Raw genomic sequence first — 21,960 nt, 5'->3', positions numbered from 1 at the left:
GTCAGGCTGCCGTCAGCTACGCTCACCCCACTGCGATAGGGCTCGCGGTGCAGGTCTTTCACCTCCACTCGGTCAATCAGCGCTTTCCACGGCGCACCTATGTGTCAAGTCAAGTGAGACAGTGACGATCAGTTGATCTGAGATTCGGCGGCAGGCTCGTTGATGAAGAAAACGGTCGGCACCTCGGGCGGACTCGGCCGGCGAGAGACCCGTTCAGGGTTCGCGACGTAAGCCTCGTTCAGAGTGATCTGACGAGCCTCGTCGACCGCGTCAGCGGTCCCGAAGTTCACCGAGGCCGGGGTGTGCCAGGCAATTCCCGAATGACGGTGAATGTGGTTGTACTCGCCCAAAGAATCCTTCCAGGAACACTCGCGCATCATCCAGTGATGCAAATGATTTCGGGAAATCATGCAAATATTTCAGAGTCTCGAACTGCGACTCGGAAAATGGATTATCATTCGACACCCTCGGCCGTGAATGCGACCGGACGATGCCGAGATCGGTAAGCAGTTCCGACACCAAACCTGACCTCATCGAGGTGCCGCGGTCAGCATGGACGGTGTGTGGGGCGATGCCGTTACGTTCGATTGCTTCCGCGATGAATTCAGCTGCCAGTTCAGCACTTTCGTGTGTGGAAACGATCCAGGACGGGTTGTAACGGGAGTATATGTCGATGATTACGTACAGGTGAAACCACACACCCTTGGAGGGCCCGCGGAGTTTGGTAATGTCCCAGGTCCACACCTGCGAAGGTCCGTCTGTGAGGAGTTCGGGGATCGCCTTCGGTGGATGTGTCGCCGTTCGTCTGCGTTCGCGGTTCTGCCCCGCAGCGGCGGCGATGCGATACATGCTCGACAGTGAACACCAGTAGTTGCCTTCGTCGAGCTCCCGGGCCCATATCTGGCATATGGCGAGGTCAGCGTTCTTGTTGCTGTTGATGACAGTGAGAACCTGGGCTCGCTCGGACGGCGTGAGCGCTTGGCCGTTATTGGGAATTGCCCTTGGTTTCTTGGGGCCCAGAACGGGTGGTTGCTGCTGCCGGTAGTGGGTGGCGCGGGATCGTCCGATCAGGACGCAGGATCTGCGAGTGGGGATTTCGGCGGTTCTCAGGTCTGCGAAGGTACTGTTCAGGGCGCCTTCGGTAAGGGCGGTGTGTCCGTGCTCTCGGAGATGGATTCCAAGAGCGCGTGAAGTTTTCCCATGATCTCTAGCGCGGCCTCCGTCTGCGTCAATTGCTTTGCCAGACGAGCGTTCTCGCGTGTCAGGCGAGCGAGTTCTTTGCGGGTCGCGGTGCCGGTGTCGGGGTTGGCCGCGGCTTTCGGTTGCGATTTTCCGGGCGCGGCGGTTCTGGCTTGCGCCCATTCTCGCAGTTGGGATTGGTACAGACCTTCACGGCGCAGGACGGCAGATTTTTCGCCGTGTGGGGCGTTGCTGTATTCGTCGAGGATGTTGTTGCGGTAGTCGGTGGTGAATGTTCGGCGGGTCGGTTTCGGTGCGGGATCCGCCGGCGGATCTGGTGTTGTCGTGGGGTTCGGGCTGGTCATCGGGGGTGCTCGTTTCATGCCCTCAGTGAGTGATATCGGTTGTCTCTGAGTGTCTCATTAGATCCTGACAAGGAGGGAAGCCGACGGCGATCGATCCGCGTGGTCGATCAGGTCGCGTGCGCGTCGAGCCATCCCCACAAATCCGGATTGGCATTGGTTCGACCCCGTACGAGAATAAGCCGTACGGTGGGTAGACGTTGCACGGGGATGATCTCACCTCCCGGAAATTCATGTTCTGCAAGGACATTCAGTGGGTAAATCTACACGGCGTCGATGTCGTCTATGTCGTCGAAGTGTTCGACGTGTTCGGATGCCGACGGAACGGAATGTCCGCCCATGTCCGGCCGCCGCCTAAGACTGCCATGGCGGATCGGCGATGAGGGCATCGTGGACTCCTAATCTGGGCGGGGACTTGTACTCACCAACAACAACCAGAGTCCACTTCTGGAGTTCTCGGCGTGGCAGTGCTGCCGAGTCCATTTCATGCGGAACCTGCACAGCAAAGTTTCAGCCAAACAGATCCAGCCGGTCATGGCCGCAGTCAAAACGATCTTCGCCCACGCCGAACCCGACGCTATCCACCAGCAGTGGGATCAGGTCGCCGACACCCTGCACGAGTCGTTTCCGAAAGTGGCCGAGATGATGAGGGAGGCCAAACCTGACGTTCTGGCGTTCACCGCGTTCCCCAAATCTCATTGGCAGAAGATCTGGTCGAACAACCCGATATCGGTTAACCGGCCCTCGCGCGGCACCGCCTCGGCCGCGGTGTGAGCCCGAACAGTCATCGATACGTCCCTCGGAATCGACGTCCCGTGAGCAACCCGATGCTACGCGTTCGACGTGGTCAACCTCGTGACCGGATCTAGCACGGAGCACTGATCCCCGCTGAGTCCATCGATGAAATCCGCCGCCTCGGACTGACCGTGGTAACTCAACCCGGGTTCATCGCCGATCGCGGCGACGACTATCTCGAACACGTCGACCCGACGGATATCGGCGGCCTCTACCGCTGCCGAACTCTACTCAGTTCGTCTGTACCCGTGGCCTTTTCCAGCGATGCCCCGTACGGGCCGTTGAGCCCGTGGGCAGTAATCGCAGCAGCACAGGAACGTCAGACGCCGAGAGGCGTCGTCCTCGGCGGGACCGAAGCGATCGGCTACGCCCAGGCCCTCGAGGCCTACCTGAGCAGTCCGGGTGATCCGGGCGGCACACCCCGCCGCGTGCAGATCGGCCGGCGCGCCGGCCGATCTCATTGTTGTTTCCCGAGAGCACGAGCCAATTGCCACCGTCATCAACGGCAGACGAGTCCACTGACGTGGCGCTCTAACCCACCGAACCGTTTCGGCGAAGTTCCAGGCTCTCCGATTCGCGTGCGGCTGCCAGAAGGAACTCTGATTGCTCGGAGCACTGTCGTGCATCTGCACTTCCGAGCCTCATCGCTGGCCACCTGATCCTTAGAGGCGTCGGCGTCACCAGTTCGGCAGCCAGATTCAGGAAACCACTTGGGCTGAAATCGAAAAGCCAATGTCACCGCCCGGCCAACTTCCTGATCCTGGTAATGCTCGGCAAGCGATCAAACACCGCCGCAACGAATATCGCTACTCGGGCGCAGATCCTCGATCCTCCGGCCTTGTCCGGATCCTTGACGACAATGGCGAACTCACAGGGGGCATCGGGCCTCACATCGTTGGTAGCAGAGGGGTTTGACACCGCGTAGTTCTTCGGCTCCGGAGCACACCAGAACTACTCGCGCGTTGTCGATCTGGGCAACTGAGCGCAAACACTCTTCGCAGGAATCATCGACGGCAGTGTCGTACACGAACAGGCACAAAGCGTCGACATCTATCCGAACAGTTCCGACACGAGGTCAGCGACATAATTCGAGGCACTCAACCCACCTGTGGAGAGCTCAGATTCCCCGCAGCTACCGAATTAGGTCCAGTCGATGTGGACGGACTCGATGGAATCGAAGTGAAATCCGAAGGCATCGCCGTACTGATCGAAGCCCTTGTTCTCCGGATAGTCCATCGTGGCGTGCCGCTCCAGGATCGCAACAACCCTTGCATGATCGTCGTTGGCAAGGGCAGCAGCGAGCTCCCGCGTCTCGTCAACGCTGAACGGACTGTCCGAGTTCGCGAAATCCAGAGTACGAACTCGGTAGTCGTAGCCCTCTTCGGAACCGTTACGGACGGACACTCCCCCACGGACCCGGATCGTGGCCTTCTTCGGTTGTCCATCGGCGCGCAGCACGCCGGCGCGGTCCATGATGTCGTGAGCTTTCACATTCTTGAGTTTCTTCTTCGCGTCAGCACGCAACTCGTTCGTCTCCCCCGACCGATAGCGGGATACTGCGGAGCGTGAGCGCCCGATTTTCTTTGCGACAGCGTCGATTCCGCCGAGACGTTCAATCGCAGCGCGGCGCTGGGCGCGTTCGTTGACCTCCGGGTGTGGGATGCGTCCCTGCTGAGCCCACCGCCGCAACGTTCGATCCGAGGGCGGCGTTCTGCCGGCGTCGATAGCTGCTTGGCGCAGTCCGTCGTTGCCGATTTCGGTTCGGATTTGTCGGATGGAGACTTTGCTGGTCAGGCCGGCCAGGCCACCGCTTTTGACGGTTTTGGATTTTTCGATGCCACTCGTCGCAGCAGTGGAGACGGACACCTTGAGTCCGTCGAGCCCGACGGTCTTCTGCGCGGGTTGCTTCGTTCGTGGCTTCGGAAGGTGCAGTGCCACTAGTTGTTTCCTTCATCGTCGTCGGCGAAGACTGCCTTGATAGCGAGATTGATCTCGTGGGTATCGCGAGCTTCGGTGAACGCGGCCACCAGATCATCGGTCAGTGCGGCATGTTTTTCGAGGGTCATCTTGCCGAGCGCATCGCTATCGTCAGCGACATTAATCCCTTCGGGCAGGGGGTAGACCCAGGAGTCGGTGACGGTGCGCAGTGGCCACCGGCCGGTTTCCCTAGCGATGCGCATCGCGACGCGGCGGCCACGCCAGCGGCAGTGCGCGATGATCGCGGCCCGCCAGAGCGGTTGGTGGTGGTGTTGCATTTGTTTCGCAGTCCACATGTCCGGGTTGACCATTCGCCCGATATACCCCTTGTAGCAGGCCCCGAGGAAACGTTTCATCGCCGTGTCGTCGGTGTCGACGGCTACCTTGCGGGCTTCTCTCAGGATTTTCGCCCACTTGTCCAGTGCGCGTCCCTGTTCCGGGTACACCCATGCTTCGGTGATGTCGAGGTCGTCGAGTTCTGCGCCGATTCCGCCGTCGGCGACGGGAGCGCGGAAGGCATCGAGGCTGACGGATGTGATCCACGTATCCACGGGTTGATCGGCGAGCATGTGGGGGTGCGGGAGTGGCAGCTTGTCGGGGAGGGCGAGCATGTTTCCCGCGGGCAGGGTGACGTGCCAGAGCCCGAACGGGGTTTTCGCGGCCTCTGCTGCATCACGGGCGTCATCGGCGCGCAGGTGCCGTGGTTTCCCGTAGCCGAATTCGAGCATCCCGGCGGAGGCCAAGTACGCGGCTCGTTGGTCGATCGACACCAATCGGGTTGCGTCGTCGAGCTCTTCGGGATCGGGGACGCGGGTCCAGCCGACGGCGGGTTCGAGATCACCACGATGCTCACCGTCGAGCGGCGGGACGGGACCTGCCTCCGTGACGACGATGCCTTTGCCGCTGCGGGTCCGTTCGCGTTTGATCTTGTCGACGACCGCTGCGCCGGTGCGGGCTGGAGTGGGCCCGGGGAGGACGCCGAGATGTTGTGCGCACCATGCGAGCCGGCGCCCGAGCTCTTGCGCAGCAGGGAGGTCGTCGTCGGGGAGATATGTTCCGGCGGTGGGTGATCCGAGGATCCCCATGTCCCCTACACGGTTGCCCCATCCGAAGTCTTTGTTCCAGTATGTCCATACGTACGGCTCGATGACGATGTCGACCATGGATGTGAATTTTCCGGTCGTGCGGGACAGGTGCACGACGTGGCCGGGATCTCCGCGGAGTTCCCACCCTGCGGTGAGCATCGGGGTGAGTGCGGCTTGTAGGACGCCGGTGAGTTCTTCGGCGGCGCGGGTGCGGAGGACTTCCATGTCGTCGACGTCGTCTTCGTCGCCTGGGTCGATGGTCCATCCGAGCATCTCGCATGCGTCGATTCCGACGACCCAGATTTGTGCTGGGGCGCCGAGGGGCGTCAGTGTTGCCCAGCGGATGAGTTTGTCGAGTTTCTCGACGGAGTCGACCGGTCCGGTGAGCACCTGCCCGGACGGTGTGTACGTTCCGGCGGCGGTGACGATGATGGCGTGCCCGTCGGCGCTCTCCCCCGCGGGCGGCAATGACGCGCGTGTAGGTGCGCTCCCTCGGAGTTCTTCGTCGAGGCTCGGTTCGTCGGCCGCGACATTGGCCTCGGGAGTTCCCGATTCGGCTGTCTCGTCGTCGGATTCGGCTTCCGACTGAGCATGTTCGGGCACTTCGTCATCGACATCATCGAAGAGCGAAGGTTGCACCGGTTCGGCGGTAACGGTCTCGGCGGGAACCACCTCGGGCTCGTCGACCTCGAATAGGGCGAACTGCTCGCCTTTCTTCAGCGCCATAGTCCGCCCCCAGCGGTAGTCGTAGTTGTCATTCGAGATCGAAGGCTGCGCGAATCGCTTCCGACAGCGATTCTTCTTGTGCTGGAAAGAAGTAGCCGATTCCCTGCCCGAGCGCGCTCACGGGAATCGTCGTGATGCTGTCGCAGTTGATCACGGAGTCTGCGTCCAGGCCGTTCGCGCGCCCAACTGCCACTTCGGTGGATAGTCCTCGAATGGTGGTGGTGATCGGTGCAACTGTTACGCGGGTCAGGTGCGGGCGCACAAGTTCCCGCGTCAGTACGAGGACTGGGCGAACTTTGTCCAGCTTCGCTTCGTGGATCGGTCGCATCAGATCAGGTCGGCCGATCGATCTTCGGCGTATGCGGCGAGTGAGTCCAGATCATCTCGGCTCGACGCCTTGGCGAGAATCTCTGCGTCCCTGGCTGCGATCTGCCTGCGGCGTTCACGCTCGAGCGCACGGAGCACCAGAGCTGCGCGGGACGGCGCTCGATGGCTGGTCACTTCGCCATCGAGGAATGCCACCATCTCGTCGGGTAGTCGTACCGCGATCTGCGTGCTCATACCTAAATGGTACCAATCTGGGATTCAAAAGGTTCCCGCGACGCTCCGAGACCTGAAGCCAAAATGTCATGGCTACGACAAGCCCGAGGCGGAGCCTCGAGAGGTCGATCTGCTTGATTCAGGTTGAGGCGATGAGATCGTCAGCGCAGTCGATATCCGATGCTCGCATATCGATGAGTGGCGGGTTTTCGAAGCCAGCCGCGCGGGCCGCCGTGTCGAACTTTTCGTAACGCCGCCAGGAAGTTGACGTTGCAACGGGCGGGTTTGATGTCTGAGCGATGGATTCCCAGGTGAGGTTTGGGTCTGCGAGTTTGCGGCGCGCTGTGTCTTTGACTGCAGCGGGTAAGTCGGATTGCGTGATGAACCAGTCGAGATCTGCGGACAGATCCGGTGTCGTTGCGGGCGGGTCGATGACATCGATGACCGTGTCGCCTGCTGGAGGGTGCGGCGGATGGACGCGGACAGCGATTTTCGGGGGCTCTTCGATCGCAGGCAGGTGTTGTGCAACGGCGGTCGCCGGTTTGTGTGAGTTCCGGTTCTCTAGCGCTGTGGGTGCCTCGTCTTGCGCGGCGTGTTCATCGGCTTGCATTTTGTAGTCGGTGTACGCGATGCCCGTTGCTTTGATGAGGATCCCAAGTCCGTGCGTGAATGCAAGCACAAGCGCCGGCGGAATAATCGCAATGAGGGCGGCAATCGCTGGGTCGAGGGGAACAAATCCGATATCGGTTCCTGCTGCAACCTGACTTTGCGCTGCAGACGCGGCATGGAATGCGTGGTAGGCGTTGCCAAGGATACTGATCGCGACAACCGTGACAGCCAGAGCGATGTAGAAGCCCTTGTCCCATTTGCTCATTTTGAGTTTGCTCAAGATGACGATCGCGATCGTGGATCCGAGGATCGCACTGTCGACAATGACGGGGAAAATCCATGCAAGATTTTCGGGCAAAGTTCCCTGCCGCGCAAGGTCGCGTTGCACCGCGAACGAGAGGACGAAGGCGCCGGCGGTGATTCCGATTGCAATGAGGATTGCAATGAAAAGCGCCGCGATCAGTGCTCCAAGCTGGATCCGCGCAGCGCGCAGACTAAAATCACCCATGATCGGGTTTTCCTTCCTAAAGGGGTGTTCTCGGTCTGGGGCCTCGCTGGTTGCAGCCGGCGAGGCTCCTCTTTGATTTTTCGGGTGTCGGGGTTGCGTTTCCTGCCTTCAATGTCCGGCCCTCGACTGGTCGCGTTTATACGTTCTGAACCGTCGGGGAATGCCTTGAGCTGGCATTTTGCGTGTGAAATGCGTACGGATAAGCGTCTGGACGCAATACAAGCGCTTCGATGATGCATAGGTGCGCCGTTTCACGGAATGGCCAAAGAAGCACACTTGGCGCTTTGTTCACTGTGCGTGCAACGGGCCCTTGTGTGTAAGCCGCTGAGGGGTAGCGCACTCGCCCGTTAGATGGCCGCAACGGGTCGGCTGGCCGAAGCAGAAGGTCGGGTTGCAATATTGCGTGCTGCTCTCGCACGACGCAGTGCAATCCGTCCCCCTGATGTGACTGGAGGCGAGATCTCGTGCGTAGCACGAAGCGAGGCGCGCAACTTCGGTCTGTGCTTCGTTCACTGCTCGATCGGCACGACATCAACCACTCCGGAGTGCACGCAATGCACGCACGCAATGCACGCACGGCACGCAGTTAGCTACAGTCCCCTGGCTTTCAGATACTCGTCCAGCGCAGCCTCTGTCATAGACGCTTCACTGATCTCACGATCACCGGTCTCGTATCGCAACTTGTCGACACCACGACGGAGACGATCCTTGGTAGAGGGCTTGATGCGGGTGTTGTGCGTCATCGACAGCTTCTCCTCCTCATCCTTGCGTCCGCTGGGATCGGCCGGTGCTGGGGTCGCAGGCGCCGCGACGACGGGCGCCGACTCCCCTCTCGGGGGTCGCTCCGGGATGAGTTCCGCGGGGTGAGTTTTGCGGATCGCAGGTTCGCGTTTGACGCTCATGCGGTGGCTCCGATCACGACGGGCAGTTCAGAGAGGAGGTCCGTGTAAGCGACTCTGAGTGTCAGCGCCTTTCCGCCCTTGAACTGGTGGATGGGCGTGTGGTTGGAATGCGCGTCCTGGCGAGCTGCAAGTTCCGGAATGACCGTCTTCGCCACGAGGTCGCCGTATGTTTCGCGGAGTTCGTTCTCGCGGAACTCGTGCTCCCCCGTCACACGCCGGCGACTGATCACAATCTTGTCAAAGGCAAGTTTAGGGTTGGCGCGTTTACGAACGGTATCGATGGTCTGCTCGAGCTTCTGGACTCCTCGGACGCTGTCGATGGTCGGCTCTGTAATGGCTACGACGCCGTCTGCTGCAATAAGGACCGCGAACAGGACCTTACCCATGTTTGGTGGGCAGTCGAAAAGTACTGCGTCGTAGGGCGAAAGGTCCAGGCCCTCGAATGCGACGTCGAGGCGGAATACGAGATCGTTGGATCCGTCCGATTCGATTTTGCCGAGTTCTTCATCGGCGGGAATGAGATCGACGCCGTCCCAGGGGGTCGCGATGATCGCTTCAGCTGCAATGCCTTCCCTGGTCTGGTTCATCAGGTGGTAGGCCGTCAGCATTCCGTCTTCAAGTTCGACGCCGAGTCCGCTGGTGGTGTTGCCCTGCTGGTCCATGTCGACAACAAGTACTTTTCCGCCGACCGCGGTGATGGCACTGGCAAGTCCGAGTGTGGACGCTGTTTTGCCGACGCCACCCTTCTGGTTGCCCAGTGCGATTTTGCGTGGCTGCATTGCGGACCTTTCGTCGAGTGTATTCAACCTTGCGAGGCGTGCGTTGCGTGCGAAACACGCACGGCATGCAGTACGTGCACGATCCGCATTGCTTGCATTGCATGCAGTACGTGCACAATCTGCATTGCTCGCACTGCATGCGGTAGGTGCGTTACTTGCAATACATGCGCTGCACGCTAGACATGCATAGCGTGCTTGCCATGCGCTACATGCACTGCCCGCATTGCGTGTCGTGCGTGCATTTGGTGCGAGGCAAGCACTGCGAGCTATGCACGCACACTGTGCATTACGTGCGCGCGTAGCATAACACGCATGTAATGCACGCAGTTCGTGCAGTGCATTCATTGCGTGTCGTGCACTGTGCGCACGCAGCGCACCTCTCGCATGCCGCGCATGCCTTGCAAAGATTGCAAACGCTGCATTCGTTGCACACCTTGCATGGATTGCGTGGCGTTCTCTCTTTGCACTCCATGCGATCCATGCATGACGCGCATGCTGTGCATTACCTGCATGCCATGCGTTCATAGCGTGTCCAGCACTCAATGCGTGGCGAGCAAGCTACGCATGACACGCTTGCATCGCTATGCATGCTTTCATGGCGAGCATTACGTGCAATGCATTGCATGCACTGCGTGCTCAACATGCATTGCGTGCGCCGCGTGCATGCAATACTCTACGCATTGCATGTACCGCACGCTCCGCATGCAATGCACGCAATGCATGCCCCGCGTCTGATCATCACACACGCAGTGCATGCATTAATCGCATTGCATGCACACCACGCACTGCATGCATTCAATATAACTGCAGGTAGAGCCACTTTCTCAGTCCAGGACCCGATGTGTTCATAGGCATACGGAGCAGTAGGTCATTCAAAACGATTCGATCGAGATCCTCCAGATCTTCTGGGTGCTCGTTCAATGAGGCATGAAATGGGCACATATTGGGAGCTACAGATTCCGGAAGTTGTATCGCCGCGCAACGATTCTTATGTACCGAGGTTGCAATACCTGTCACCAAAGCCCATCCGCATCGCATCCTCGAACCAGTCGAAGCGGCTGATTCAGCCGGCAATCGAATTGCCAAGAACCGAGAAATGAGCTCGAGCAGACCACGAAGGTACGATCGCCAACGCTGAACGAACTCGATTCGAGGACCAGAATTGATCACTTCGGCCGATCGAGTTTGTGTTTGTCTCTCCTGATTCCGGAAATATCCGATGCGTACGGCCGAGGCAGCGCGGTGATTCTTCACGGAAACGAACAGCGGTCTGCCTCGACTCGGTCCGCCGATCGGGTGCGCGGCCTCAGCACAGGAGTGAACTGGGTTTCGTAGATTGCGGCGCATCTGCAGAATCTTCAATCTCTCGACAGGACGACGATGGGGGAGTTTCAGTTTTGTCAACGAAACCGGTCGAGGTACGGCGGATCTTCGTTGGAATCTGGCGACAGCAACCTCAGTTGACGTGAGATCGAGGCGGTGATCGAGGGGCGGATATCAATTATCTCCTGGGGCGAGGGGAGGGTTGCGATCTTTCGAGACAAAATTCTCGGCATACCGACGTATGGCCATGCAAAATCAACTGCCATTAAGCCCGCTCATTACGTCACAGTGACGTAATGAGCGCTAGGGATTGGGTCAATAAAGTCGCCGTCTTCCATCCAAATTCGAGCGAATTCGGGGCCCTTTCGCGCATCTGCAGCCCTGGGACGGACCGACGAACGGCCAATTTACGGCATCGTTGCGCGACATCCCCCCCTTGGTGGGGGAGTGAATATGCCTTCATCATCCGCCTCAGCACAGATATTTGGGCGGAAGAACCGACGCCCAGGGGATGGAATCCAGCGAATCAGCGACCCCACACGGTGAAAGAGGGCGGCGAAAGTTCACAGATTCGTGTCCACGCAACGCTCGCGATGCACGCCATGCGTGCACTGCACGCGATACACGTTTGCTACGCGGTGCATGCACCCCATGCAGGTGTTGCAAGCACTAGGAGCAGCGGGAAATTTCCACGCAAAAGCATTCTATGTCGGTTGAGTTCGACGACAAAGAGCAAGCAGATATCGCTCTGACCAGGCATATCGAGAACGGCACCTTGTCGGTTAGAGCGAATGAGTGAGTTGTGTCAGTCCATATAGGGAAACCGCCTTGGGTGCGTTACAGCTCGTCAGCGCGCTTCTGAGGGCCTTGATTGCCCTGCGTGGATCGACATGAGACTGGTCAGGTTCGGTTCCTTTTTCGTTTCCGTCTCGGCGGGTTATGAGCTGGGCTAGCTGCTCGGAATGGACTGAGATATCGCATGCATCGACACCCTTGTTTGTGGATCACTTCAATTGTGGATGCATTTCCGCAGCTCACAGCGAGAATCGCTTCTGCCTGTGAGAGTTCGAGCTCACCGGATCGGGCGGGCCTGAACGCTGTCAGCGGCTCGTCGAACAGGCGTCTGCTCAGGTTGAGTGCTGAAGCGCAATCGAAGGTTCTCAAAGTCATTGATGACGCAACTTCTCGGCCAGATGCGCTCGGATGCTGGCCAGGGCTTTTGCGCGATGCTCGGGATTCGCGACAGCTTTGGCGCGTTCTTCGTGTGCCGTTTCTAGTTCTTTCTGTTCCTTCCTTCTGGCTAGATCTGCGACTTTGCGCTGTTCACTGGGTGATTTCCCAGTCCAGTCGATTGAACCGAGTCTGCGTTTGAGGTACGCCAGCGGCGAGGAGAGGCTGGCCGCTGTTGGCCAGATCCACCCCCGTTGAGCCGTATCTCGTGAAAGCGTCCGGGCGATATCACGACCTGTCCAGCGCGTGGGGTCAATTCCTGCGTTCTGGAGGATGTCGCAGACTGCGCCGATGTGGCCAGGTGGTGAGAGGGCAGGGGCGTCATTGATGAGTTCTGCCGCTGCCCGTTGGAGTCCGAGAGGGCGGGGGGTCTTGGCTGGGGTGGTGTGTTTTTTTCTTGGTGGTGGGGGTGTCCACGCGCGTGCGCGTTGGTGAGTTCTTCCTAACGGAAGAACTTCACAAGATAAATAACCAACACTAGATAGGGTGTCAGCGACTGTCGTTGCTGGTGGGCCTTGGTTTGGCTGATCGAGGGCGATGGAGCCGGTGCGTAGGGCTTTCCGGGTTCGGTATCGGGCAGTTCGTTCGGCGGAGCGGGATGGGAGCTTCTTCGGCGACTTGGCAAGCGGTGTCGCTTCCACGATGCATCGTGGTGAGGATAGCGACCACGATGATGCTGCACGGTGCTGTTGACCCCCGTGGTGAGCCTCTGCGGCGAGGAATTCGAGGGTTTTGAGGTTCCGCCCCCGAACGTGTTCGATACCCATCTCGAGATCGATGAGGACGCGGCGGGCTCGATTGACCGCTGATTCACTGACCTTGGCGCGTGCGGCGATCGTCGATTTTGCCGCGGTCACTCCGCGACCGGTGCGGGATTCAGCGAAATGTGCATGCGCTTCTGCGACGGCGTAGGCCTTGTCGGGCTTGATGAGGCGGCGTGCGCACAGGGTCTTGCCGGCGGGGGTATCGATGTGGTGCCGGAACTGACGGAGCCATTCACGGCGCGAAGTCCAGACAGGGATCCGCGCTTGTTCGGCTGGTTCCACGGGCAATGCCCAGGATCGTCCGCGCTGGTCAGAGGACTCATTGATTCGTCGTGTCTCTGAGTCGATGTGTGCGACACGAACGAGGACAGCATCGACGGTCGCATGCCATTCGTCGACCTCGGCCGATTGGGGGACGGCGGTGTGGGTGTGGGTGTGCGACACGCCGAAGGTGGGGGATGTGGAACGTGCTAATCCGTATTCAGGGTATGGGTTATCCTGAGACGTACCTGCCATAGGTAGTCCTTCCAAGGGATGCAGTACGAGCCGAGAAAGCGTCAACTTTCGGAGCTCATCTCTCGAGAACGTTTCGAGAACAGATGACGGAGAACCTGCCAGTTCTCAGTCGACATCAAGGACCTGCCAGTCCTTATTCGCCGCGATGCGGTCCGCTCCCAATCACCCCCTTTGGGGGCTTTGGTGTTTCAAGAGGTCTGCGCTGTGTAGTTAGGTATCGAGTTCGTTCGTCGATTACTTGGCTACAGGCGGCCCCGAATCCTGCGAATCCACTGATTGTGTGGATTCGCAGTGCGCAGGGACGTGTGTCGGAATCCGATGGCCGCGGGAGGGTGCCTTCATGGGCACGTTGCTGACCTGATCGGATTCGCGGATTTGTGGGACGCCAAAGTGTGACGTGGGCGTCATGCCAACTGAATTGTGATGTGGATGTGCCGAAAATGACACCGTGAACGCGCCAGTAGGTATGGCGGAATTGCGTTTCTGGGATATCATCGAGTAAGCACCGCCTCTTCCTTAACTGGGTTAGTGGGGGTCGGGGAACTGGGAAGTTCCCGCAACTGCATAAACGGACAGCCCCCGATGCCGCCAAGCCCTGGGGGTTGTTCGCTGTCTAGGGGTAGTTCATGCGCCGACTGCGAGTTGCTCGATGCGCCGCAATGAGCCCACAGCTTCGATTTCGAGCAATCGAAGCTGGTCCGGATGCAGCTTGTCGCTGATGTAATCCGGTATGTCCAGTCCGTGGGTGATGGCCAAGATGAGCACGGAATAATCCCCAGCAGGGATTCCGAGTTCGGCGGCCCGATCCTCGTACACCTTGTGTTGTGTGAGGGGCGCACGAGTCGCGATGTGTCCGCGAGGTCCCTTGTTGTGCTGTGCCATGAGGAAAGACTAGAACCAATCTGTAACTGATACGGGTAGGCGCGCCCACTCGGTGTGTCGCGTGTGGTTGATGTTCCCACGAAATTCACCGTTTCCTGGAGTCGTTCCGGATTGCCGTTGCTCGAAATGGCTGCATCGAGGGTTCACTGACTGCAGCAAGGTGATGCCGCAAACTACAGCCATGACACTGCGGATCTCCTCGATGGATCCGGACTCTGGGGCAAATATGGCCAGGTCAACGACACTAAGGAACATGGCGGCATAGGCGCAGGCATTGAAGGGCTGACGGCCGCAGGGGAGGGTGACGTGCCGCAACGCATCACAATTGCTGTGATATCAGTCACGTTGATTGTGTGCTGTGTCGGCCGGTCGTGCCCATACCTGACGCGCCGCCGACGACAATGAAGGCCTGTGAGTCCGTCGCGGGTCTGGGCGGATGATGATGTTCTTGCTGCTTCCGTCATCGAAAATGAGAAAGGTGCGGTCTCCGCCGAGGACCGTGTCGATGAATTCTTCGGTCGACGGCAGTGGGTGAGCTTCGAGTAACACGGCATCAGTTCGTTGCCGCGGAACGCAGACCGTAGACGTGATCGCAGGCGAATAGGACACAATCCAGGACGGCCCGTCGATTTAACTTGGCCGCGTGTCAGCGACGACCATCGGATGAGTAGTTGAAGGGGCGGATTCGCCGAGGTCGCTGTGCAAATGGCACCGCTGTCCCGCGGACATAATCGTGCGCTCCGGGGCTGTGCTACAGGTTCGGATTGAGCGTGCGAGACGTCGAAGAGTTGATTCTCGCGCGCGGTATCGTCGTCTCGCGCGAGGCGACCCGCATGGTGCACTAAGTACAGGCGGCGAATATATCGTGGGCCCGCCGGCGGTGTGCTTTCCAGCCTTGCGGCACATGGTATCTCGACGAGATGTTCATCCAGGTGCGGTCGGTAGCGGACGGCAGCGACTCGCGCGACTGGATTCGGTGCGTGCCGCAACAATTGCCCGAAGGGAACGTCCTAGACATCGCAGTCAAGTCGCACCGTCGCGCGAAGGCGGCGCAACGTTCTTCGTCCAAGCTAATGCGAACACTGGGTCGAGTATTATGGGTACTGGCCTGTGGAAAGTTGGCGAGTTACGTTGTGGCGCATCGGGAGTTGATGCCGTCGGCCGGGTGCCGGCGTCGATATACGTCAATACGCGGGCCGAGAACTCGCACCAGGCCGTCAGGCAGCGTGGACGTGCGATGAGGTTCTCCCGCTCGCCGGGTGTGGCGCAACGATTCTTGCTGGCGTTCAGCGGGATCGCCGCACTTTCGGTCTGGCCGGCACTGCTCACAATGAGCGCTTCCGTCCCGACCTGACCGGCCGATTCGTCACCTGGAATGACGTGACTGGCGTACCTGAACGTTTCGTCAGGACGTGTGACCAAGGGGGTATCGGCCGAATGGTCAACCCCGACATGCGGACTGCGAAACAGATGCAACACCACGGCCAACAGTTCTGGCGTGCAGCGACTATTGCGCTGATGACAGTGATGCGCGCGGCAAGATGGCAGTCGAGAAGCGTGCCGCCCTTATCGATGATCTGATGGCTGCGCTTGCAGGCGCCGGCGATACGCACAAGATCGACCTCGCTATCAAGGCGGTCTTTGTTGGCGTCGATGAAGAAAACAATTAGTGGCACTACACCTTTCGAATCCACGATCAACCGAACCTGCGCAAAAGACAGTCGGGACTCGACGGGCTCAAGGTGTCCGTCTCCACGGCTGCGACCAGTGGGTTCGAGAAATCCGAAACTGTCAAAAGTGGTGGCCTGGCGGGCCTGATCACCAGAGTGTCCATCCGGCAAATTCGCCCGGAAATCGGCATTGGCGGACTGCGCCAAGCAGCGATCGAGGCTGTCCGGACACCTCTGTCGGATCGAATATTGCGACGGTGGGATCAGCAGGGGTGCATCCCTCACCAGATTGTCAATGAGCGTGCCCAACGCAGGGCTGTGATCGAATGAATCGGTGGAATCGATTCTGTTGCAAGGAAAATAGATGCTCTCGTTCCGCAGTCTCGGGCCACCGTTACCGCTACGGCTCCGACGAGGCGAACGAACTGCGTGCTTATGGCCAATCGAAGAAAGCGACGATCTGAGTTCGAGGGGGAGTGTCCGTCCGTAAGGTTCCCGCACCAGGTTTCGTATTTCCCGACTGTCGGCAGCGCATGCAAGCCATGCGCAGCACGTATTGCATGCATTGCATGCATGGCTACTTGTTGACGATGGCTTATCGTCATTCGCAGCGAGTGTCACCTCGCGGCAGGTGGCTTTGTCCCTGCTACGTCGGAAGGGCCCGATTTCGGTGTCGTCGTGTGATCACAATTGGACTACGTCGGTGTCTCGCTAGTGCCTCGGGAGTGAGAGATTACGTTCAGTGCGATTGAGTGAGAGTGGACCCGATCAGTATGAGCGCTCGATCTTTGACTGGTTTGATGCTCCGTACTCGGAAACTGGTTGTGCCTTCCTTGATACGAGTTGTCCTGAAGTGAGGGAGCTTTCAGTGAAGAGCCCTCTGGATGGCGACTCTGGTTTCGCCGATGACATCGCCTCGCTGCCGATCAGGTTGATCGGCAGTATCGTGCGTGGATCGGGCTTTTGATCACGGTCTCGTCCTGGACGAAGGGCCGATCTTTGGAATAGTTCAGGTTGTGAGTTTGCGAGCGCAGCGGCGACACGAATGGTGAGTATGTGTTCGATGGTCTGGTGATCTTCGGTAGTGAGGTCGAACTGTTTCTGCAGGTGAGCAGTGTGGATTGATCGACTCAGGCAGGCACGAGGGTCAATTGGCCAACAGTTGTTGGCCAATTGCCATGCGACGGTCGCCGGACGGAATACCGATTGCGGGTATCGAGCTCGACTCCCACCACGGTGACGGGTTGACGTTGTGGGGCGCTCTACGAACATCCGGGCGGCCCAGTGGTTTTTCCTCCGAGCATCACACTGATCGGCAACGTGCCGCCGACGCTCGTGATCCTTCCCTTGTCGAGGCGATGCGTCTGCTCGATCTTGTGTGGGTTGATCGATCAAGGGATGCATGGGTCTGATGATTTCGAGAGATATCGACTCGGAGTAGTAGATCCGATCATATAAATATCCAAAGGTTGTGGTGTCAACGTCGCCGTGCCGAGTGAGTCGAGGGACCCAACTAGCGGCAGTACGGTGGGTAGCGGTGACCTCGACCGTTACCTCGAGAGTCGCCGCTATTCCAGTGCCGTTGGACGCGGTTACCGTGAGTAAGACCGATCCCGCCTTGGTGGGCCGGACGGTATAGTTTCGGGCTCTGTTGGCCTGCATGTGTTCGGAAGTCGTGTGTCAGTGACTATCCTCCTTTATAGGTAACTATCCAAAAAAATGGATATTCACCTATAGTGGTGGATATGGACCTTGAGTTGAACCCGTTCACCCCAGGATCAGGGCTCCGCCCGCCCGCCCTCGAAGGCCGCAACGACCAGATCGAGGCGTTCGATCTTCTTGTCGCGCGCAGCAAACGGCGCAATTACGACCGCGGCATGATCCTCTCCGGATTGCGCGGTGTCGGCAAGACGTCTCTGCTCAACTACCTGGCCCATCATGCCGACAGTCAGGGTTGGCTGACGATCAGCATCGAGGGCCGTCCCAGCTCCTCGGGTATCGCAGCGGTCCGCAATACACTCGCGCAGGAATTGTCGTTGGGGCTGCGCCGCTACAGTCGCAAACAGCGACTCAAGGACAGTGTTGACGATCTGATCGCGTTGGCTCGGAACTTCTCGGTGGGCGTGTCGGTTGCGGGTGCCGCGGTCAACATTTCCGCGCCCCGGCCGCAGGTAGATCCGGGTGATATTGCGATAGACCTCGAAGAGCTCGTGGAGGCGATCTGCGAGGTTCTGCGGCCCCGAAACAGCGCATTCGGACTGTTCATCGACGAGATGCAGGACCTCGACCAGGACCTTCTCACGGCGCTGCTCGCGGTCCAGCATAAGGCGAATCAGCGGCAGTGGCCGTTCTTCGTCATCGGTGCTGGTCTGCCGAACCTGCCCGCCGTTCTCGCGGACTGCCGTTCCTATGCCGAACGACAGTTCCTGTACAGCACAATCGGGCCGTTGGCGTCTGTAGACGCGGCGGACGCACTTCGGCTACCTGTCCAAGCACATGGCGGCGATTTCACTCCTGAAGCGTTGGACGTGCTCGTGGAGACGAGCGGCGGTTATCCGTATTTTCTGCAGGAGTACGGCAAAGCTATCTGGAACATCGCGCCAGGCACACCGTTTGAACTTGCGGATGCGCTCGGCGCGGTGGAGGTCGGCCGCCGGCACCTCGACGATGGGTTCTTCCCGTCGCGTTGGGATCGGGCTACGCCGAGGGAACGGAAGTATTTGGCGGCGATGTCGACTCTCGGTGAGGATCAGCCGCGGTCGGGCAAGGTAGCCGAGGCGATGGGGTCGACTGCCGCAGGAACCAGTGAGGTGCGTGACTCGGCGATCAAGCGTGGTCTGATCTGGTCGCCTGAACGCGGGCGGATAGCGTTCACGGTTCCGGGGATGGCAGATTTCATTCGGCGCCAGCAGTTGGATTGACATGATCGTTTCGGTTTCCTCGGGGCACGGGAAGGTTTGAGTTGGTCGCGAACGTACGCGGCGACCCGCTCCAACGGCATACCGCCGGTGGACGTCACGAAATAGGACGGCGACTACGACGGAGCCTACGCCCCATCGGTTCTCGGCCGACGCTCTGATGAGCTTCTTCGCGGGTCCATCCTCCGTTCAGGTGCCGAATGTCTGCGTGGGCCTATTGCGGCGATATCGTCATCGGGGAACAGGGTTTGGCGGTGGATGACGACGGGGTGAGCTGACCAGTCGATCTGTGCCAGTCTCCAGCGGAGGAACCCAGCGGGTCGTGTGCGTGAGTTGTGTTGCCGGGTCCTTCGCTGTCGACTGACTGGCGGGTTCGGGGCGTGACGATTGCCGTCGAGACTATGCGATGTCGACGGCAATCGATGGGACTTCCTGCGCAGATGCGGGTACGAGTTCAATTCGTACGCGCCATTCGGCGTCGGCCAGGTGCTGCGGGAAGGATGCGCGGGCAGTTGCACGACTCGCAACCGAGGCGGCTGCGTCTCTGCGTGCACGTTCGGCCTGGCGTTCAGCGATTTCCTTGCGTCGGGTTTCGTCGGCTCGGGCGCGTTTTTCGCTAGGGGACAGTCGAGTTGTGAGAGGCGCGGCGGAACCGAGAGGGTCGCGAGTCGGGCAGTCGACGTGATCACTACGGCGCTGTGGGAGTCGACGTAGTATCGCTCACGACAGATCGGCTCCGGTGCGTCAGCGTGACTGACCGTGTCAACTACTTGCGAATTGCGCCGCTGGTCAAGTGCGGGACGATAGCCTAGTTCGGTGGCCGATGATCGGCGCCTACAACCAGGCTGTGGGCATCTCATACGGATCGAATCGGGCAGGCATGATGGGGCAGTATCAGCTATGGAAGATCTGAGCAGCGACAAATCCACACGTTGTTGACATGCCCAGTCCGCTACCGCCCCTGACTACTTATCTGAGGCACGGGACAAGGCATCAACCACAGGAAGTGGCCACTTCATGACCAACCCACCGACCCCGAATACCCATTCAGAGCAGAACCGCGTCGTCACCGCTAACGGCACCGAGCAGCATGTAGACGTGGTCGACGCACACATGCTGACAGGCAGGGTGCGTGATGCGGTCCGCGAGGTACCCGTCGGCGGACCTCCCGTGGCGGCCGGCGACGCCGCGCAAAAGCCTGGTAGGAGTCGCCGGGTGGGGGCGCTCTTTCCCTGGATGAGGCATCTGCCGGACGGGGATGGTGCGCAGTTCGTTGACGAGTTGGCCGGCGCACTCGAATCGGGTCCGGCGGAGATGATGCTGGTGGTCGAGACGTGGCGCCGCACCGCTGAGGTGTGGGCGACTCCGGAGGTGGCCGAAGTTCTGTCGGCGCCGTCCGACGGGGATTTCGGAGTCGTGGAAGACGTGGCACTCGAGGCTGGGTACGCCGCGTTGGCTGCAGATCAGGTCGAGAGTGTCAATGAGCAGCGGGCGCGTCGTAGTCGCTACATCGATAGTGTCGATATGGCGCACGGAGAATGAAAGAATTCGAGATTGTCGGTGCCGGCTGACCGCCGGTGCACGTGATGCGACGATCGCCGGTCGAGGCCGTTGAGCGCGAGACCTCCGACGTCACTGCCGCCGACGGCGGGTTATCCGGTTTACGGCACCCCACCGATACCGACACAGTCGATGCATCAGCAGCATCAGACTATGAACGCGGGTACCTCGCAAGGGGCGGACCATTTTTCGGCGGCCTCCCGCAGGTGAAGTACGCAGGGAAATAGGGCCAGGTCAATCAGCGCCGGCCCCGGTGGCTCGTCGGTACGCGTCCGCAAGGAAGAGAGTATTCACCGAAACCCCGGCCTGCGCGATCAGAGAATCGAGGAACTCGCGGCCGTCGCCCGGAGGGTGGCCGTATCGAAAAGCGAAGGTCGCCAATGTCTTTTCGAGCTCCGGCGCCGAAACGAGTTCACGGGAGAGGGCGTCGCGAACAACGGTGGCCAGGTGCCCGCCGTCGATTCCCGCAGCAGTGAGATCGGCGACCGTGCGCCGCGCCGAGGTGACGGGGAGGCCGTCGACAATCGTCCAGCCGTCCCGCTCCATCTCACCGGAATGAATTCGCACGTCGCGCAAGTTGATTCGGACGCGCCGCCTGCAGGTGAACTCGAGGACGTCGGCATCGATGTCGTCGGTTTGGTGCATGCGGGCTGCGCTCCGATGGGAGATGATGCCGCCGGGATAATGCTGGGTGAGGCGTTGCCACGCGGGGGAATGGCGGTCCAGTGCGATCCAGACCACTCGTAGGTCTTGGCGTGCATCGTGGGGGATTCTGGTCATGCGGTAGATCCCGTAATGGAGCCGTTCGTGCGCCGCGATCGGCCAGGCGTTTGATCTGCACGGCGGTGACTCCCAGTCCGCGTGCCTGCGCCGTAGTGATGGCTCCGTACTGTTCGGCGCCGAATTCGGCGCCGGCGGTGGCCGCAACGCCCATTTTCATGCCACATGTATTGGCGGGAGGCTAGAAGGTCTTCACCGCAGTGGCGTCACCGTCGTTGCGGAGCGCGGCGCAGACACTCTCGTACTCACGCCGGCGAACTGTGAGGGCGGTGATCAAGTGATGTCCGGTGGTCATCAGCAGCAGGTCCATCACATTCATGGCGGTCAGGGGGGTTGGCTTTGGGGTAGAGGCGGCCGTGTGCGGCGAACGTGAAGTAGGCGAGGGAACGCTCACCGGGCCGCTCGATGTGCTCGAGCGCGTCGAGGCCGGCCCGGTACTCCGTGCCGTGCCGTGCTCGGGATGGGGATCCGTCGATACCGTCGGCGCCGAACTCCGGGTGTACGGGGTGGGTTCGCAACCGCCATATTGTGCCGAACGCGCTGCGCGTGAAGATCGCGTTGAACCGGCCGAATACGGACCGGACCGGCTCACGAGGGTCGTCGTCGAGTAGTCGTTCGATCAGGAATGTGTGTGCGGCGGCAGTGTTCTCGGCGTGGTGAAGGTCCGCGGTGGTGTGTCCACCGACAGTCACACCGCCCATCAGGCTCTGCACCTCGCGGAAGGTGAGGGTGTTCCCTTTGAGAGCGATGACGTTCCAGACGTGGTCGGCAGCATTTTTGGTGGCGCGGTGGATGACCTCGACCCTGCCAGTCACTGTGGTCTCGACTCAAGCTGTCATAAACAACGGGTACGTC

20 protein-coding genes and 2 pseudogenes are annotated in these 21,960 nt (G+C 59.9%); 8 read left to right on the top strand and 14 right to left on the bottom strand.

The window, feature by feature from the left end:
* Window positions 1-128 precede the first annotated feature (128 nt).
* From MTX36_RS27130 to MTX36_RS30025, 4 genes and pseudogenes are all read right to left on the bottom strand, one after another.
* The gene (locus MTX36_RS27130) at window positions 129-410 is read right to left on the bottom strand and encodes a hypothetical protein (protein ID WP_243622765.1); all 282 of its coding nucleotides are present in this window, start codon (window positions 408-410) and stop codon (window positions 129-131) included.
* Between the two features lie 67 nt (window positions 411-477).
* Window positions 478-849: pseudogene (locus tag MTX36_RS30640) on the bottom strand (DDE-type integrase/transposase/recombinase); the annotation flags it as partial.
* Window positions 850-1,127: 278 nt separating this feature from the next.
* Window positions 1,128-1,544, bottom strand: a complete 417-nt coding sequence (locus MTX36_RS27125; protein ID WP_243622764.1) for a hypothetical protein — start codon at window positions 1,542-1,544, stop codon at window positions 1,128-1,130.
* 260 nt (window positions 1,545-1,804) lie between these two features.
* Window positions 1,805-1,930 carry a hypothetical protein gene (locus MTX36_RS30025; protein WP_279395069.1) on the bottom strand — a complete coding sequence of 42 codons (126 nt, stop codon included), beginning with the start codon at window positions 1,928-1,930 and terminating at the stop codon, window positions 1,805-1,807.
* A gap of 67 nt (window positions 1,931-1,997) precedes the next feature.
* Here MTX36_RS30025 and MTX36_RS27120 point away from each other — a divergent pair.
* Together MTX36_RS27120 and MTX36_RS27115 are read left to right on the top strand one after the other, a co-directional pair.
* Window positions 1,998-2,270: pseudogene (locus MTX36_RS27120) on the top strand (transposase); the annotation flags it as partial.
* 197 nt (window positions 2,271-2,467) lie between these two features.
* The gene (locus MTX36_RS27115; RefSeq protein ID WP_308198258.1) at window positions 2,468-2,995 is read left to right on the top strand and encodes an amidohydrolase family protein; all 528 of its coding nucleotides are present in this window, start codon (window positions 2,468-2,470) and stop codon (window positions 2,993-2,995) included.
* Between the two features lie 481 nt (window positions 2,996-3,476).
* Here the strand turns inward: MTX36_RS27115 and MTX36_RS27110 are convergent, their stop codons facing one another.
* The 8 genes from MTX36_RS27110 to MTX36_RS27075 all read right to left on the bottom strand — a co-directional run bounded on the left by MTX36_RS27110 (window position 3,477) and on the right by MTX36_RS27075 (window position 14,177).
* The gene (locus MTX36_RS27110; protein WP_243622763.1) at window positions 3,477-4,274 is read right to left on the bottom strand and encodes a hypothetical protein; all 798 of its coding nucleotides are present in this window, start codon (window positions 4,272-4,274) and stop codon (window positions 3,477-3,479) included.
* Window positions 4,274-6,124 (bottom strand): hypothetical protein, encoded by a 1,851-nt coding sequence (locus tag MTX36_RS27105; protein ID WP_243622762.1) that lies wholly within the window; start codon window positions 6,122-6,124, stop codon window positions 4,274-4,276. Before MTX36_RS27105 ends, MTX36_RS27110 begins: the two co-directional genes overlap by 1 nt.
* 28 nt (window positions 6,125-6,152) lie before the next feature.
* Window positions 6,153-6,452, bottom strand: coding sequence for a type II toxin-antitoxin system PemK/MazF family toxin (locus tag MTX36_RS27100; RefSeq protein ID WP_243622761.1), 300 nt, complete (start codon window positions 6,450-6,452; stop codon window positions 6,153-6,155).
* Entirely contained in the window at window positions 6,452-6,685 is a 234-nt protein-coding gene (locus MTX36_RS27095) for a YlcI/YnfO family protein (RefSeq protein ID WP_243622760.1), read from the bottom strand. Before MTX36_RS27095 ends, MTX36_RS27100 begins: the two co-directional genes overlap by 1 nt.
* Window positions 6,686-6,803: 118 nt before the next feature.
* Window positions 6,804-7,781 carry a DUF2637 domain-containing protein gene (locus MTX36_RS27090; RefSeq protein ID WP_243622759.1) on the bottom strand — a complete coding sequence of 326 codons (978 nt, stop codon included), beginning with the start codon at window positions 7,779-7,781 and terminating at the stop codon, window positions 6,804-6,806.
* 590 nt (window positions 7,782-8,371) lie between these two features.
* Entirely contained in the window at window positions 8,372-8,683 is a 312-nt protein-coding gene (locus MTX36_RS27085; protein ID WP_243622758.1) for a hypothetical protein, read from the bottom strand.
* Window positions 8,680-9,462 carry a ParA family protein gene (locus MTX36_RS27080; protein WP_243622757.1) on the bottom strand — a complete coding sequence of 261 codons (783 nt, stop codon included), beginning with the start codon at window positions 9,460-9,462 and terminating at the stop codon, window positions 8,680-8,682. Before MTX36_RS27080 ends, MTX36_RS27085 begins: the two co-directional genes overlap by 4 nt.
* A 4,457-nt stretch (window positions 9,463-13,919) precedes the next feature.
* Window positions 13,920-14,177, bottom strand: a complete 258-nt coding sequence (locus MTX36_RS27075) for a hypothetical protein (RefSeq protein WP_243622756.1) — start codon at window positions 14,175-14,177, stop codon at window positions 13,920-13,922.
* A 411-nt stretch (window positions 14,178-14,588) separates the two neighbouring features.
* Between MTX36_RS27075 and MTX36_RS30020 the strand changes: the two genes are divergently transcribed.
* The 6 genes from MTX36_RS30020 (at window position 14,589) to MTX36_RS27050 (ending at window position 20,307) form a co-directional block, all read left to right on the top strand.
* Window positions 14,589-14,723, top strand: coding sequence for a hypothetical protein (locus MTX36_RS30020; protein ID WP_279395068.1), 135 nt, complete (start codon window positions 14,589-14,591; stop codon window positions 14,721-14,723).
* Window positions 14,724-15,273: 550 nt separating this feature from the next.
* Window positions 15,274-15,531 (top strand): hypothetical protein, encoded by a 258-nt coding sequence (locus MTX36_RS27070; RefSeq protein ID WP_243622755.1) that lies wholly within the window; start codon window positions 15,274-15,276, stop codon window positions 15,529-15,531.
* 187 nt (window positions 15,532-15,718) lie between these two features.
* Window positions 15,719-15,847 (top strand): hypothetical protein, encoded by a 129-nt coding sequence (locus MTX36_RS30355; RefSeq protein ID WP_308198257.1) that lies wholly within the window; start codon window positions 15,719-15,721, stop codon window positions 15,845-15,847.
* A 1,178-nt stretch (window positions 15,848-17,025) separates the two neighbouring features.
* Window positions 17,026-17,259, top strand: a complete 234-nt coding sequence (locus MTX36_RS27060; protein ID WP_243622754.1) for a hypothetical protein — start codon at window positions 17,026-17,028, stop codon at window positions 17,257-17,259.
* Window positions 17,260-17,592: 333 nt separating this feature from the next.
* Window positions 17,593-18,768, top strand: a complete 1,176-nt coding sequence (locus MTX36_RS27055) for an ATP-binding protein (protein ID WP_243622753.1) — start codon at window positions 17,593-17,595, stop codon at window positions 18,766-18,768.
* A gap of 1,014 nt (window positions 18,769-19,782) precedes the next feature.
* A complete protein-coding gene (locus MTX36_RS27050; RefSeq protein WP_243622752.1) occupies window positions 19,783-20,307 on the top strand; it encodes a hypothetical protein in 525 nt (174 codons plus the stop codon).
* 252 nt (window positions 20,308-20,559) lie between these two features.
* Here MTX36_RS27050 and MTX36_RS27045 read toward each other — a convergent pair whose 3' ends face one another.
* Together MTX36_RS27045 and MTX36_RS27040 are read right to left on the bottom strand one after the other, a co-directional pair.
* Complete coding sequence (locus MTX36_RS27045) at window positions 20,560-21,105, bottom strand: hypothetical protein (RefSeq protein WP_243622751.1); 546 nt, start codon at window positions 21,103-21,105, stop codon at window positions 20,560-20,562.
* Window positions 21,106-21,350: 245 nt separating this feature from the next.
* A complete protein-coding gene (locus tag MTX36_RS27040; protein WP_243622750.1) occupies window positions 21,351-21,920 on the bottom strand; it encodes a hypothetical protein in 570 nt (189 codons plus the stop codon).
* Window positions 21,921-21,960 lie beyond the last annotated feature (40 nt).

Origin of the sequence: Rhodococcus sp. ARC_M6 (assembly GCF_022810305.1) — a bacterium.
Classification (GTDB): domain Bacteria; phylum Actinomycetota; class Actinomycetes; order Mycobacteriales; family Mycobacteriaceae; genus Rhodococcus_F.
The sequence above is the reverse complement of the archived record's forward strand: the minus strand, read 5'-3'. Positions and strand labels throughout refer to the sequence as shown.